The organism is Floccifex sp. (genome assembly GCF_051873555.1).
GTDB lineage: Bacteria > Bacillota_I > Bacilli_A > Erysipelotrichales > Erysipelotrichaceae > Floccifex.
Genome location: NZ_JBJEEY010000050.1, coordinates 1 through 13,461, shown reverse-complemented (window position 1 = coordinate 13,461; position 13,461 = coordinate 1). Strand labels below are relative to the sequence as shown.

The following is a 13,461-nucleotide window of genomic DNA, read 5'->3' as shown; positions in this document are numbered from 1 at the left end:
GATCATCCGGTTCAGTTTGAACGTGGTTCTTATTTTGAAGAAAAACAGAAAGCACAATAAATTATAGACACAATAAAAAGAAGCATGTAATCTGGCTAAATAAGTTGAATATCTAAATAATATGCTAACTCATCGTAAAAATCGGCGAATATGCATCATTTATTTGCTTAACATATACAAATAATTATTTTGGTTGGAATTTCAGTTTTTCATCTATCCTCCACAGATTATGATATATGCTATATATTCTTTACATCCATCATGATTTAGGTATAACGATTCTATTATATCCAGTCAGGGATTTATCTCTGCCTATTACATCATAATTTATTTCTGTTTCGATATTTCCATCATTTTCGGCCTTTATACTTATATTTGGCGTATTCTTCATATTCGCTCTTTTTTGCATGGTATCCTCTTAATTCCTGTGTCTTCTCAATCAGTCTGTCAATTTCTATACTCTTTTTTTAGCAGTTTTCCATTGTATGTTTCTTCCCGTCATCAGTAAAATTCATACCGATTTTGAGTGATTCAGCTTTTTTGCTAATAATGAGCTATGTTAAGATAATATTGAATATAACATTTGAAATTACATTTCTAACCAATTATTAAAATAATATTTAGGAGGTATATATGACTAAAAACAAATTTAAATGTGTTGAATTTGACGATAATAATAAAAAAATATCTATTTTAATTGGAAATCAATGCTCGATAGATTATGCTGACATAAAAAAAGTGTCTATACTAAATCAACAAGCCACTTTCAAAAATGAGAAAAAACCATTTACACATCAAATTATGTATGGTACTGCTGTTCTATGCGCAATAATGGAACCTCAATTTTATGTTGGTCTTAAATTTGAATTAAAAGACGGATCTGTAAAAGCTGCATTTATTTCAGATAGAAAAACTATTTTTAACACAGATATATATCGTGAAGATAATAAAGAAGCAAATAAGATTAAAAAAATGATTGACAAAAGGATAAATGAGGCTATAAAGAATAGCTGATTTTTGATTATCATAGGCCTTGTTAAACAAATTGTTTAAGTGATTTTTTAAATTTCTTAACAACTTAAAACTATCTTAGATAATATTTAGGGAGATTGACCGGGACCAGGTCTATCTCCTTTTCTTAAGGTTAGAATTTATGTAAGCGTCAAAGAACTATATACAAAAATAAAATGATGAAGACCTAAAATCACATACTCTTCATCATTTTTTAATTTGTCAATACACGTTATTTGACGTTTACATACAAATTTAATACGCCAGTCATATTACTATGATTGGCGTATTTTTATTATTTTAGGATTATTTTATTATTACAGTCGATTATTCAAAATTCTGAATATTGTATGGTTCTCCTTCAGTAACTTCAACTATAATTTCTGATTCATTGTCCCTAAATGAATACGGTACACCCGAATCACTTGTTCGATATGTAAATGTATAATCTACCTGGTCAGAATACATCCCGTACGCATTTCTAGTTACTGTAACTACATAAGTTGCTGTAGAACCCGAAAAATATTTTCTGCTTTGCTTAGGTATTATTGAACCAGGAAAATTAATTGAACTAGAATTACAAATAACATTATTAAATGATAAATCTGAAATTTGAGTAATTTTATTACTATCATCATAAGTAATGCCTGCAACTGCATTAAATGAGTAAGTATAATTATAAAATGTCCAACTAAAAGAACCGGAAGCTGTTTTTGTAATTAGTTTTCTTCCCCATGCATAAGCAGGGATTATGCAAATACATATTACAGTTATCATGCTAATAGCTGCATAAATAGCTCTTTTAAAATTAATGCTTTTAGTCATAAATTTCACCCTTTCTTTCTATAAACAAAAAATGCATTTTTAAGACATTATTTTAGTTTCATATTACCATCCCTTTCTTAAGTTTTTAAATGTTTATTTCTACTATTAAATTATATTATTATTGACAAGAATATAAGACTTATTTCAAAAAGGAATTTTTGATATAATTAAAGAGTAGTGATTTGAGTTTTTTAATCAGAGTAGAAGGAAGTTATTACTAAATAAGTGATTTACCATCTTTTTTTGCACATTTAAAAAGCCAACTGCAATTTTCATTTTTTATTTTTAATCTGAAGAACTCAATAAACCAAAGAAAAAAAATTTAAAATTTTCTTACAACAGTTAATTATCGTTATATAGGCATTAGGTTTTTCGATATTGATGAGTATCTTCTACAACCTCATCTTACTTCTTTGATAAACCACTTTCAATCAATAGTAACATCACTTATTAAAGATATTGGATTTCATTATACAAAAACCTTTTTGGAATAATTCACGAATCCTATTACTTTTAAAATGTCTTAATTTGCTGTCTCGTTCTTACTTTTGTCTTTTAAATTCCAAGTTGAACAGCTTTTCATCTACCATTTATCCTTATATCAAGTTCCTGTGCACTCGATAAAATTGCTACACCACTTTCATCATTGTTAACATATCTATTTACAACAAAAAATCGCTTTAGATATTCTACAATTAAACAGATTTTCGTATTTAATACGAAAAAGAACACAGAAAAAATGCAAATATTCTACATCATTCAATTAAAAATACAAGGCATCACTGCCATGCAAATTACTTATCTTTCCCCTCTATCAAACACCAAATTATATGGATCATGAAATGATGCATTAGGATATTGTCGTTGTAATTGTTCAAGTTCTTTTTTCTTTCCGAGGTATTGTCCTCCCTCATCTTTAGAAACATACCATCCATAGCCTTGTTTTCCATTGTAGTAGATGATAGTTCTATAATTTTTAGGCAATATCGTTTCAAGATCATCCAAAATCAAATCTTGTGTATTTTCATCATAATCTTTTAAGACTTCTTCTAAAGCATTACTGCCATCTTTTGTCTTGGATCTAGATAATAGTACCAATACATGATTATAAAAATTGTGATACCATTTTTCATTGTTTAGAGCATTGCTTAATTGTTGAATACTTTGATTTGAATTATTCAATTCATCATTTAAAGATTGAACCATTTGTTTGTTGTTGTTTATATCCTGCCATTTGCTGAAAACAGGTAATTTTCTCAATCCAGCAATACTATTTTCAATAATTTTAACCTTCCTAATGATTTTATTTGATAACTCATTGTATCTTTCCTTTAATTGGATGTATTTTGACTTTAAGGAACCAAACATATTTTCTAATTTATGAAACGATCTGTTATCACTTTCTTTATGTGCCTTTTTGATTTCCCATTCATCTTTTGAAATTTTGATATAAGCTGGTTGCTTTTCATTTCCAAATAAGTCTTTTTTTGCTTCTACAACTTCAACATTTTTCTCAAGCCAATTATCATCAAAAGAAGGAATAAAAACGTTTAAATCATTTTCAGTAATATAATCTGTGTGATTATTCACTTTTCTAAAATCTTCTTTTAGATTTTCTACAATAGCCTTGATTTCTTTATTTTCTGTGAATTCTTTGATTGGATTATTTAGAATCTGTTCGTCCACCAAATCAAGCTCATTTTGCTTCTGAGAAACCTCTTTTTGAATTTGTTCTAATTTTTCTTTATCTTTTCCGATTTTATAATCTAATTCCTTTAAATGTTTCTTCTTAGACTTTGTTTCATTGTTCCCTTCAATATAAGGTTCTAATATATATTCCTTGATTTCCGGATGTCTTGATTCAAAATCTTTATAAAATGCCCATCCTTCTGATTGAAGCTGTTTCAACATAATCTTATTCATGATATTCTTTGCCTGAAATTTTCCATCTTTAAATGGCATATAAACAATAGTTTGATGGGGTTCATCTTCGTCCATATGTACTACACTGGAAAGAAGATATTCTCTTTCAACACCATGATTCAAAAGAAACCTGGTCATGAAATCATTACGTTCAGAAAAATAATCAAGTATTAGCTGTTTTGGCCATTCCTTTGGTACTGCCGCTACATCTGAAATAAAGACAACTGCATCTTTTCTTAAAGCCTTTCCTGTTGTCTTTTGGTGAATCTTTTTACATTCATTAATCCGTTTATTCCAATTTCCAGAATCCATATCCGGATTAAAGATGTAAATTTGATTCATATGTGTACGTTGTGGATCCACGTTATTTTTGTATGATTTCAATTCACGGAATTGTTCTCCATGGATTCCACGAACATCTGATAATTTGTATTTTTCTTGATGATCATTAAACTGCATTCACTTAACCTCCTATCATCAAAAAAATGCAACGAAAGCAACGAATGTTGTCGTGATTTTGTCACGTGTCCTCAGCTAAAATTGTCGAAGACATATTCGCACCCTCGTTGCGTGTACGAGTCGTCAAGTGAAACTTGGCCTTGATTAAGCTGGTAAAAGCTTAGGGACCCACACTTTATGACTGTAAAGTATAGTGGGCTATACTTTACTCACTTTGTTCATTTTTAAATTCTTCCTTAGGACCATATCTTTTAAAATAATTGACTTGCTTATCTGTTGAAATATAATCCAATAAAGAATTAACATTTGTTCCGTAAATATCAGCAATAGTATTTAATTTGTTAGACAATTCATTGCTTAGACTTTCTGACAAACTAATTTCTTTTTTTATAGACAAATTCCAACGCTTTAGTAATTCATCTTTATGCTCATCAGCATATTCAAGAAATTCTTTTTGTTGTCTGGACACTCTTTTAGCTTTAGCTTGAAGTTTCTTTAGTTGTTTTCTTTCCAATTCCGTCATTGTTTCCATTTTCTAATTCTTCCTCTCTGTTTTCATTTAAAATACTCATTAATTTATCTTTATGTCGATCAATCTTATTGGCTGCCATCGTCTTTTGTTCATGGAAGAAATCCGCATATACTTCAAGGACAATTTTTACAGTATCCCCTAATTTATCTGCTACTTCATATGGAGTCAGCCCTACAACAGATGTCCAGTAAGAACACGCTGAATGTCTCAAGCCATGGTACGTTATATTGGGCAAATCACAATACTTTGCGAGTTCTAAGATCCATCGAGTTGGGGTATATGTTCCCAATGGCTCATTCATTCCTTTTTTCATTGAAGGAAATACATATGCTTTTCGACTATATCCATGGATTGGTTTCATATATTCATGAATTTCATCTAGCAATTCTCTAACAGCCGAATCCATTACAATAGAATAACCATTACCATTCTTTCTTCCACGAACTCTTTCTCCGTCTTCATTGACATGATAATCAATATGAATAATATTTCGAATAAAATCTATGTTCTCCCATTTTAAAGCACGTTGCTCACCTTTACGAATTCCGGTTAAATAACCAAAGAGAATAAAGAAGCGAATATAAGTGGCATCACTGTCTTTATATCGTTTTGGAATTGCGTTTAAAATGAGATTAAATTCTTCTGGTGTCCAATAGAGCAATTGATCAGATGTTTTAATTTTCTTTAAAGGTTTGTAACCCGTAACGGGGTTGCGGTCAAGAAAACTATGTGCTACACCCCAGTTACAGATTGTATTAATATTTGTTGTCATTTTATTGATGTAATTGATAGAATATCCATTCTTTAACATTTTAACTGCTAAATCTTCCAAGTCTTGGATTTTAAGAGTCACTACCTTTCTTTTACCAATAGCAGGTTGAATATGATTCTTGTACCAAGATTCAACATTTTTGGCAGAAGAAGAAGGTTTCAATGCCAAATAATCTTTTAAATAGTGTTCAAATAATTCATCCATCTTCACAGATAAATTTATTTGATTTTTTTGATAATAACTCTCAAAATCCTTTGCTTCTTTTTTTGTTTGGAAATTCTTCCCTGTTTTAGGATTTCTTCGAATAGTAGTTAATTTACCCGTACTTGGATTACGACATTGGATTTTCCATCCATTACCGTTTTCATTCTTGCTTACTGCCATTACAATCCTCCACTATCCCGAAGTATTGTTTCTCACTATCCAAGCAAATACCGTTTTTTAAACGTTGGGTAATGTCATAAACACGATTTCTAAAGAAAACAGTTTCCATTAGATAGCTATTCTCATCATCCGATAAATTATAAGGATCTAAACATTCAGTTTCCATTAACATTCTTGTTTCAAATGGACATTTGTTGATTAAGTAACAATTATAACAATATTCATCAATTAACCCTTCCGAGGTCTGTTTTAATGTACAGTAAAATGATTGCTTTTTTTGAGAGAGATTATTTAATTTCTTAGTATTTAATTCTTTAGTATTTAATTGTGTCTGGTTTTCCGTCACTGGTTTTTCCGATGTCTGAAAATCGGACAACGGTAAAGCATTATTATTTTGTGGTACATCATAGATAATCCAATTCGATCCAGAAAATCTTCCACTTTCATCTCTAGTTTGGACTCTAGTCAAATATCCACAATATTCTAGTTTTTCTAATTCAGTTCTCAATTCATGTTTCCCAATATCAAATCTTTTACATAAACCTGTTTCACTGAATCGCCAATCTGGTGGTAAACTTAATAATCGGACTAATAATCCTACATCTTTATTCTTTAATCTAAGATCTTGATTCATCTCTTGCCAAATAAGGGTATATCCCTTCGTCTTTCGTATATCAACTTTAATGTTTTGACTCATAATAAAAACACTCCTTTCCATAGTAAAAAGAGAGTGCCCGTCTCATTGCCAAATCGCCAAATCTATGCAATAATAACTCTGTGGAAGTTGTGTCAACTGGCACTTCTTTTTTTATCGATGTATAACGCCAATTATGCATCGATTTTTTCTTTCTTTGCTAACTCTTTGTAGCGTTCAACATCAATTCTGAAATAATTACAGATCATCTCTGTTGGGATGCCCCAATTCCATTGTCCCAATCGTTGTCCAGATTCTTTTTCTAAATCTTTAATCATCTGTTCCCACATTGGTTTGAATTTAGGATATGCAACTCCTAAGATCTGTCTAGCATCTGTTAGATGCAAATAAGGTTTTTCTAGTAGTTCTGCTTTTTTTGAATAAGACATAAACAATACCTCCTTACACTACATTTTTCCCTACACATATTGTAGGGTGTTTTGTAGGGCTTGTCAAATTAAAATAATACTTTTTTAAAACATATGTATTAAAATCATGTATAATTAGAGCATGGCAAGTTATAAGAACACCCAATTCAATGGTGATGCATTAAAAAAAATAATTGCTGATAATAACCTTACAGTTACTCAATTCTCTAAAGAAATAGAATTAAATCGAGTTACAGTACAGCAATATATATCTGGAAAATTAACCCCATCAAAGGCTACAATTCAAAAAATTGCAGATTATTTTGATTTGCCGGTAGAATACTTTACTGGTGAACCCTTTGATTCCAAAGGGAATGCGGTTAATCTAATAGAATCATTGTCTGACTTAGCTGGAACTAAAATTGAAGAACATAATCTAAATCAAAGTTTTAAGTCTGCTATCAAGGCTGCTAATTTCACTTTTGAAAAAAGCAATACTGATACAAAGGTAAATATGGCTCTCCAAATTTATGATGTTGTGAGAGAAGCTCAAGAAGGTCCAAGATTGAAAAATATCACTTCTGCAGATCAAAACACTCAGTTAATTGGTACACCTCTTGATGAATTAGAAATGATATTTTATGAAATTGGCATAAAAAATATCAATCAGCTTGATATTCGTAACCATATCTTTGATTCATTAAATGGTGATCGTATTATTCCTGCTAGTGATTGGAAATCATATAAAGAAGGATTTACAGATGCTGTTGCGGTTACAATTTCATATAAAAGCAAAGTATTAAATGATTTAAATAAAAATGACTTTAAAGAATTGTGTAAATACAAGGAAAAGGTTGTGGATTTGTTGCAATTAAGCTATTTGGCAATTCCAATACACCATATGAACAGTTCATTAGAATACATCAAACAAGCTATTGAAATATATCAAAATGATCTATATCCAGATTTATTAGATGTTTCATATAAAAATAGAATTATGAATGGATTACGAAATATAAACGATGATTTGTTCGAAATAGCTGTTAAACCACTATTAGATATGTTAAATGGTGAAATGGATTCATTCATTCTTGATTTAGAAAAATATAAGGAAAAGATTGAAGAACAATTAGATATTGCTCGTAGTAATTTAGGCATTAAATAATGCCTATTTTTTATTGCTTTTGAGGTCTAAAATCTTCATTTTTTTCAAAATGTTAGTCAAATTGTTAGTCAGACGATAATTTTAAAATCAAAAAAAGTGCCAAATTTGCTTTATTTAAAGCATTTTTGACACTTTTATTTTTTACTTGGTGGAGGTGAGGAGAAATATTCACAAAGCTTTTTCATATAATTTTTAATTAAAAATGTATGAAAACAGTACATAAATGATATTATTTTATGTTACTTTTTTTAATTTTATGTAAATATTATGAATTTTTTATGAATTATAAAATAAAAAAAATGCCAGCTTTTATAGCCGGCATTATGTCAAAATAAATTTTAATCTTCTTTCTCTTTTTCTAACTCAAAATTGAAAGTTTTACAAATAGATAGTGCTTTAAACGGATTGCAATCATATACATTACACCAATGATCAAATTCATTATGTATGCAGTTTTTGCAATGTTTTTCAAAAATAATATCAAATTCAATCATTTAAACCTCTTCTATAATAAGACCACCTACAAACATGTAATAACTTGTACTTCTTGATCTAGCACGTACGACAATAACATCCCCTTCATTTAATGAAACATTTGATAATGTATTAGATTGAGAATATGAACTTGTAAATGAAGTATTGGAACTTCCATAAGCCGAACCATTTATATACAATTGCGAGCCATTTGTCCCGCCTGTGCTTTGCCTGAATCCTATCCAACTAATGTTGTATGTTCCACTTTTTTCAACCGTAATAGATACATCAGTTGATGTATATGATGTTGCTCTTACGTATCCTATACCTTTATAAAATTGTACATTCTTTGAACTTACACCACTCTGTTCCAATGTTCCATTAATAATATTTCCACTTTTATCATGGGCGGTGAACCCGTTTAATAATGCATTAGGTGTTACTGTATCACTTGTTAAATCAATTAGTACATCAGTACCATATATAACTTTATTTACACTCATTTTATTTACCCAATCGTAACAGTCGTTCCACCAGCAGAATTTGCTGATTCAGAATAAGGAATTGGATTTACCGTAACACTGGATAAGTAATCATACCCGCTATCTGGTTGAATTGTCTGTGATAAAGTAGATGGAGTTACTGTTTTAGATTGCGAATTAATTGACGATCCAGTATAAGAACCTTCTACACCTAATATTGTTATTCCACTTTTAATGTTTCCAGCAATAAGTTTACTTTTATCTGAAATTGAAATCCCAACTGTTCCGCTTCCATCGTGATATCCTTGTGGAATTGTGTAATCATTAAGATTCGATATTTCTCCAGTAATTGCCCCATTATTAGGCATTGTACCAGTCATTTTAGAGCCACGTGCATAAGCCGTTTTATTGATTAACATTTCTGCAACCTGTACAGTTGCATCGCTTGTATCTGAATCATATGTGCATGTACCAGTTGACTTTGTTCCATCTGATTTATGGAAAGTTGCACCCTTAATAACAGTTGACTCATCAGCTGTATCAGATGTAAGGTCAATAAGTGTGTTGCCTCCATATATAATTTTATTTATCGCCATCATATCACCTCACTAGCAATATACACAGTATTTCCATTATTATTTGACACTTCATAATAAGGAACTTTAAGAACCGTAATATCTTCTTTTAAAAGTTTTGATTTAGTATTAAGTATCTGGTTTTCAAATGCTTTAGGAGATACAATTGTATCCCCTTTATAAATATCAAAATCAGATTGTCCTATTGATAATGATGAATCCATTTTATTAGATATAATTGATACATCAATAATATCATCAGTTCTTAATTCACATTGGATATATTCATTATTCAAAATACATCCTAAATAACAATTCGATATACTTGATTCAATTTTATTTTCATCATTTATTTTAACTTTTAGATTATTATTTATATTCATTAGTCCACTTCTTCTGTAATTTTTAATTTCCCTTTATCAATGAAAGTATTAACTGTACCATCGTACATAGTCAATTGAATATCGTATACATATGTAGTTCCCATTTCTAAGTTTTTTGTTTCTTCTGATTCAAGTCTCAAAACCATTGTATCAACTGGAATATCCTTTTTAAGTATGCATACATCATCAGTATAATTTTTTTTCATTGCAAATCGTATTGTATCACCTTCATGTTTTACATACTGACTTCCATCTTGATATGTTAGATTAATGGAAACATTTAATGTATCTCCTCTAGTTATTGATATCGTAGTTCCTTCAATTTTAGTCATTATTTAACCTCTACAAGTGGCCCGGCCTTTACCCATATACCATGGATCTGTGCCAGTCCATTTTTGATAGAATCGACTCTGACTCTGTCGATATATACTCTAGCATTGGTGTTGGCAAGGTAGTTATCCTTTTTGCCATCACTGGCATCATATTCCGATACATATTCAATTGGAAACCATCCTCCTATTTCAGCAAGATAACAACATAAACTTCCATTAATAGTTTTAAGACCTTGATTACCAATTTTCATTGGACCAGAAGTTACATAGCTTCCGACATGCAGAATCTGATCAATTTCTTCAGATGATGTTGGAACAGATGGTGCTTGATTCACATTTGATACTGGAGTACATTTTTTCCAGTTTCCACTTCCGCCTATGATAGTCGTGTCATTGATAAAACATAAGTCGTCAATATCGTATGGTTCGTATTGGAACCCATAAACAGGGTATCTAACACCACTCAATGTGAAGTATCCTTTAACAATGCCCCATGTGTTTGGATATCCTACACCAACCTGAAAATGAGCATGCGTTCCAGTTCCAACACCTTTATTACCCATATTGGCAATCTGACTTCCCTGTGGAATTGTCATGCCAACATAGGCATTGAATGACTCATCATGTGCTGTAACAAATACAACATAATTGATATTACCATTGGCAAAATGTACCTTATTAGTCGATACCCATACTGCCTGGCCACTCTGTGGATAGGTAGCGATACACTTACATGTACATGGTGAATAATATGGAGCCTTTGAACCATCACCATTGGTTACATCAATCGCCATGACACCACTGTGGCTCCATGTATTTGATCCCTGAGTGATATTCATTTTGGAAAATGGCATCATAAAAAATTCATAGCCATTTTCATCTAAATATTTAGTATTCGGTTTCATTTCGTAACCTCTTTTCTACTTACCTTTTTTCCCGCCTTTTTTCTTTGTCTTACATGCCATACATTTACTCCACATTGTCTTTATTAATCATCTTATCCGCAATTTCTAATCCGTTTGTCAAAATTTTAGGTACATCATAACCAGCTTCAACAAAGTTTTCTACAATGGATCTGGCTTCATTTACAATTAATGACGCAAGTACGAACCATCCTAAAATAGTTGTGATACCCAAATCAACTCCGATTGTATTTCCAATTTCAATTAAGCCTGCTGCAATCGCAAAAGCAAAAATGATCATGATCCAGTATCCTAATTTCTTTAGAACGCCAGTCCATCCTTTGTTTGAATTTGTCTTGTGATTAATGTTTGATTTCATCCATCCAGTCAACCAATCAATTACATTCAATAATAAAAACAAAGCAAATAAATACCAGTGTTCACCAAAAATCATTGTTAAAAAAGCAATGATTGCTCCTACAACTGTGTTGTAAGAGTCAACAAAATCAAAAATATTGTTTTTCATAATAAACCTACTTTCTTTTAAACTACTTCTTCCCATCCACTAGGATATGAAATCGGAGACCAAACATTGTTGTCAATCAAAGAAACATACTTAATACCTTCAAATGTAATCTTTGAACCTTGACTATAAGCATCATGTGAACCAGTTGGCTGAACGAATTCAGGATATTCTATATTTGGATCTGAAATTTCAACGAATAATGAAGAAGCTGTATCAGGAGTCCAATCGTTTTGAGAAATATGATTTTGTAAAACTTTATATAATTTGTCATTGTATTGGACTCTATTTCCTTCAGAATATGTAATACCTTCTTCCCATAAAGGGAAAATAGAAAAACAATTTAAAGCCTGTTCATCGTCCATATTTTCAACCGCAAAATCAATCGCATATAAAATATCATTTGGTAATTCATATTCTTTTTCTGGCTGTACAAGAACTACTCTATAAATTTTTTTGTTCTCATTATCGTATTTAAATCCAAATTCTTTGATAATAGTAAAACCACTATATGTTTCATCTCCATAAATAATTTCTTCAGTATCATTAAAATTTGAATATAAATCGCTAATATCACCGTCAAATAAAAAAGTGATATTTAGCAAATCATTAATCATTTGAATGCATTCATTTACAAGACTAATTGTTATTGAACCAATATTTATATCTTTAGATATATCTGTGATTAATACTTCATTTTCCATTTTTTTCTCCTTTAGATAAAATAAAAAGCACAAGGAGGAAACCTTATGCTATATAAACAATATTTAAAAGATTGGTTAAACAATCAAAAAATATATTTGAAATATTCAACATATACAAATTATTTTAACATCATCCATAATCAAATTATTCCAAACATTGGGAATTATGAAATGGATAAATTAAATGAAGAAATTCTTCAAAATTTTATTTTAAATCAGATTGATCATGGAAGAGTAGATAAAAAAGGTGGCATATCACATAAATATGCAAAAGACATAATTACTGTTCTTAAACTGACAATCAATCATAATTTTAAAATAGTACTTCCATACGAAAACCCTAAGGAGGTCGAAATTTTTGATAAGGATAATCAAATAACATTAATCAATTACCTCCAGTCAAATATAAATCATAAAAATTTTGGCATTTTATTATGCATACATACTGGAATTAGAATTGGAGAATTATGTGCTCTTAAATGGAGTGACATAAACCTTTCTTCAAAACTTTTAAATATTAATAAAACAATGATTCGTACATATACAAAAGAAGACGGATCAAAGTTGAATATAACACCACCAAAGACACGTTCTAGCTTACGTACCATTCCATTAAATTCATGGATAATGCAATATGCCAATTTATTACAAGGTCAAGATGACCATTACATATTAACCAACAGAGATAAACACATAGAACCAAATAAGTATAGGCTTTACTATAACAAATTACTTAAACAACTTGAATTGCCACATTTGACATTCCATGCACTTAGACACACATTTGCAACACGTTGTATTGAATGTGGATGCGATTATAAATCATTAAGCGAATTACTTGGACACTCTAATGTATCAATAACAATGAATATTTATGTTCATCCACAAATGGAATTAAAACGTAAATGCGTTGAAATGCTTTCTGATTTCTATAAGTAAATGTATGTCCTTTA

At 30.2% G+C, this 13,461-nt stretch carries 18 protein-coding genes; 3 read left to right on the top strand and 15 right to left on the bottom strand.

The window, feature by feature from the left end:
* Positions 1-259: 259 nt before the first annotated feature.
* Positions 260-409 (bottom strand): hypothetical protein, encoded by a 150-nt coding sequence (locus tag ACI32A_RS02930; RefSeq protein WP_439753530.1) that lies wholly within the window; start codon positions 407-409, stop codon positions 260-262.
* Between the two features lie 224 nt (positions 410-633).
* On the opposite strand from ACI32A_RS02930, the gene ACI32A_RS02925 reads away from it, so the two are divergent.
* Positions 634-1,014, top strand: a complete 381-nt coding sequence (locus tag ACI32A_RS02925) for a hypothetical protein (protein ID WP_439753529.1) — start codon at positions 634-636, stop codon at positions 1,012-1,014.
* 324 nt (positions 1,015-1,338) lie between these two features.
* Here ACI32A_RS02925 and ACI32A_RS02920 read toward each other — a convergent pair whose 3' ends face one another.
* The 6 genes from ACI32A_RS02920 to ACI32A_RS02895 all read right to left on the bottom strand — a co-directional run bounded on the left by ACI32A_RS02920 (position 1,339) and on the right by ACI32A_RS02895 (position 6,989).
* On the bottom strand, positions 1,339-1,836 hold the full coding sequence (locus ACI32A_RS02920) for a hypothetical protein (RefSeq protein ID WP_439753528.1): 498 nt from the start codon (positions 1,834-1,836) through the stop codon (positions 1,339-1,341).
* A gap of 798 nt (positions 1,837-2,634) precedes the next feature.
* Positions 2,635-4,218, bottom strand: a complete 1,584-nt coding sequence (locus ACI32A_RS02915; RefSeq protein ID WP_439753527.1) for a plasmid recombination protein — start codon at positions 4,216-4,218, stop codon at positions 2,635-2,637.
* Positions 4,219-4,423: 205 nt separating this feature from the next.
* Complete coding sequence (locus tag ACI32A_RS02910) at positions 4,424-4,750, bottom strand: hypothetical protein (protein ID WP_439753526.1); 327 nt, start codon at positions 4,748-4,750, stop codon at positions 4,424-4,426.
* Positions 4,698-5,906 (bottom strand): tyrosine-type recombinase/integrase, encoded by a 1,209-nt coding sequence (locus tag ACI32A_RS02905; RefSeq protein ID WP_439753525.1) that lies wholly within the window; start codon positions 5,904-5,906, stop codon positions 4,698-4,700. The genes ACI32A_RS02910 and ACI32A_RS02905 overlap by 53 nt, the downstream gene beginning before the upstream one ends.
* On the bottom strand, positions 5,887-6,603 hold the full coding sequence (locus ACI32A_RS02900) for a hypothetical protein (protein ID WP_439753524.1): 717 nt from the start codon (positions 6,601-6,603) through the stop codon (positions 5,887-5,889). The genes ACI32A_RS02905 and ACI32A_RS02900 overlap by 20 nt, the downstream gene beginning before the upstream one ends.
* Before the next feature lie 131 nt (positions 6,604-6,734).
* Positions 6,735-6,989, bottom strand: coding sequence for a hypothetical protein (locus tag ACI32A_RS02895; protein WP_439753523.1), 255 nt, complete (start codon positions 6,987-6,989; stop codon positions 6,735-6,737).
* 121 nt (positions 6,990-7,110) lie between these two features.
* Here ACI32A_RS02895 and ACI32A_RS02890 point away from each other — a divergent pair, with 121 nt between their 5' ends.
* A complete protein-coding gene (locus ACI32A_RS02890) occupies positions 7,111-8,133 on the top strand; it encodes a helix-turn-helix domain-containing protein (RefSeq protein WP_439753522.1) in 1,023 nt (340 codons plus the stop codon).
* Positions 8,134-8,471: 338 nt separating this feature from the next.
* Here the strand turns inward: ACI32A_RS02890 and ACI32A_RS02885 are convergent, their stop codons facing one another.
* From ACI32A_RS02885 to ACI32A_RS02850, 8 genes are all read right to left on the bottom strand, one after another.
* Positions 8,472-8,627: a hypothetical protein gene (locus ACI32A_RS02885; RefSeq protein WP_439753521.1), complete on the bottom strand. Its 156-nt coding sequence runs from the start codon at positions 8,625-8,627 to the stop codon at positions 8,472-8,474.
* The gene (locus ACI32A_RS02880; RefSeq protein WP_439753520.1) at positions 8,628-9,110 is read right to left on the bottom strand and encodes a hypothetical protein; all 483 of its coding nucleotides are present in this window, start codon (positions 9,108-9,110) and stop codon (positions 8,628-8,630) included. It abuts the gene before it with no gap.
* 5 nt (positions 9,111-9,115) lie between these two features.
* Positions 9,116-9,688, bottom strand: coding sequence for a hypothetical protein (locus tag ACI32A_RS02875; RefSeq protein WP_439753519.1), 573 nt, complete (start codon positions 9,686-9,688; stop codon positions 9,116-9,118).
* Complete coding sequence (locus tag ACI32A_RS02870; protein WP_439753518.1) at positions 9,685-10,047, bottom strand: hypothetical protein; 363 nt, start codon at positions 10,045-10,047, stop codon at positions 9,685-9,687. The genes ACI32A_RS02875 and ACI32A_RS02870 overlap by 4 nt, the downstream gene beginning before the upstream one ends.
* Positions 10,047-10,379, bottom strand: a complete 333-nt coding sequence (locus ACI32A_RS02865) for a hypothetical protein (RefSeq protein ID WP_439753517.1) — start codon at positions 10,377-10,379, stop codon at positions 10,047-10,049. The genes ACI32A_RS02870 and ACI32A_RS02865 overlap by 1 nt, the downstream gene beginning before the upstream one ends.
* The gene (locus ACI32A_RS02860; RefSeq protein ID WP_439753516.1) at positions 10,379-11,284 is read right to left on the bottom strand and encodes a M23 family metallopeptidase; all 906 of its coding nucleotides are present in this window, start codon (positions 11,282-11,284) and stop codon (positions 10,379-10,381) included. The genes ACI32A_RS02865 and ACI32A_RS02860 overlap by 1 nt, the downstream gene beginning before the upstream one ends.
* Positions 11,285-11,348: 64 nt before the next feature.
* Positions 11,349-11,807, bottom strand: a complete 459-nt coding sequence (locus tag ACI32A_RS02855) for a phage holin family protein (protein WP_439753515.1) — start codon at positions 11,805-11,807, stop codon at positions 11,349-11,351.
* Positions 11,808-11,824: 17 nt separating this feature from the next.
* Positions 11,825-12,508, bottom strand: a complete 684-nt coding sequence (locus ACI32A_RS02850; RefSeq protein ID WP_439753514.1) for a carbohydrate-binding protein — start codon at positions 12,506-12,508, stop codon at positions 11,825-11,827.
* 45 nt (positions 12,509-12,553) lie between these two features.
* On the opposite strand from ACI32A_RS02850, the gene ACI32A_RS02845 reads away from it, so the two are divergent.
* Positions 12,554-13,447, top strand: coding sequence for a site-specific integrase (locus tag ACI32A_RS02845; protein WP_439753513.1), 894 nt, complete (start codon positions 12,554-12,556; stop codon positions 13,445-13,447).
* The last annotated feature ends 14 nt before the right edge of the window (positions 13,448-13,461 follow it).

What these genes read in the sequence shown, in the direction of transcription:
- ACI32A_RS02930 (WP_439753530.1), bottom strand. Translation starts at nt 409, where the DNA reads ATGCAAAAAAGAGCGAATATGAAGAATACGCCAAATATAAGTATAAAG.
- ACI32A_RS02925 (WP_439753529.1), top strand. Translation starts at nt 634, where the DNA reads ATGACTAAAAACAAATTTAAATGTGTTGAATTTGACGATAATAATAAA.
- ACI32A_RS02920 (WP_439753528.1), bottom strand. Translation starts at nt 1,836, where the DNA reads ATGACTAAAAGCATTAATTTTAAAAGAGCTATTTATGCAGCTATTAGC.
- ACI32A_RS02915 (WP_439753527.1), bottom strand. Translation starts at nt 4,218, where the DNA reads ATGCAGTTTAATGATCATCAAGAAAAATACAAATTATCAGATGTTCGT.
- ACI32A_RS02910 (WP_439753526.1), bottom strand. Translation starts at nt 4,750, where the DNA reads ATGGAAACAATGACGGAATTGGAAAGAAAACAACTAAAGAAACTTCAA.
- ACI32A_RS02905 (WP_439753525.1), bottom strand. Translation starts at nt 5,906, where the DNA reads ATGGCAGTAAGCAAGAATGAAAACGGTAATGGATGGAAAATCCAATGT.
- ACI32A_RS02900 (WP_439753524.1), bottom strand. Translation starts at nt 6,603, where the DNA reads ATGAGTCAAAACATTAAAGTTGATATACGAAAGACGAAGGGATATACC.
- ACI32A_RS02895 (WP_439753523.1), bottom strand. Translation starts at nt 6,989, where the DNA reads ATGTCTTATTCAAAAAAAGCAGAACTACTAGAAAAACCTTATTTGCAT.
- ACI32A_RS02890 (WP_439753522.1), top strand. Translation starts at nt 7,111, where the DNA reads ATGGCAAGTTATAAGAACACCCAATTCAATGGTGATGCATTAAAAAAA.
- ACI32A_RS02885 (WP_439753521.1), bottom strand. Translation starts at nt 8,627, where the DNA reads ATGATTGAATTTGATATTATTTTTGAAAAACATTGCAAAAACTGCATA.
- ACI32A_RS02880 (WP_439753520.1), bottom strand. Translation starts at nt 9,110, where the DNA reads ATGAGTGTAAATAAAGTTATATATGGTACTGATGTACTAATTGATTTA.
- ACI32A_RS02875 (WP_439753519.1), bottom strand. Translation starts at nt 9,688, where the DNA reads ATGATGGCGATAAATAAAATTATATATGGAGGCAACACACTTATTGAC.
- ACI32A_RS02870 (WP_439753518.1), bottom strand. Translation starts at nt 10,047, where the DNA reads ATGAATATAAATAATAATCTAAAAGTTAAAATAAATGATGAAAATAAA.
- ACI32A_RS02865 (WP_439753517.1), bottom strand. Translation starts at nt 10,379, where the DNA reads ATGACTAAAATTGAAGGAACTACGATATCAATAACTAGAGGAGATACA.
- ACI32A_RS02860 (WP_439753516.1), bottom strand. Translation starts at nt 11,284, where the DNA reads ATGAAACCGAATACTAAATATTTAGATGAAAATGGCTATGAATTTTTT.
- ACI32A_RS02855 (WP_439753515.1), bottom strand. Translation starts at nt 11,807, where the DNA reads ATGAAAAACAATATTTTTGATTTTGTTGACTCTTACAACACAGTTGTA.
- ACI32A_RS02850 (WP_439753514.1), bottom strand. Translation starts at nt 12,508, where the DNA reads ATGGAAAATGAAGTATTAATCACAGATATATCTAAAGATATAAATATT.
- ACI32A_RS02845 (WP_439753513.1), top strand. Translation starts at nt 12,554, where the DNA reads ATGCTATATAAACAATATTTAAAAGATTGGTTAAACAATCAAAAAATA.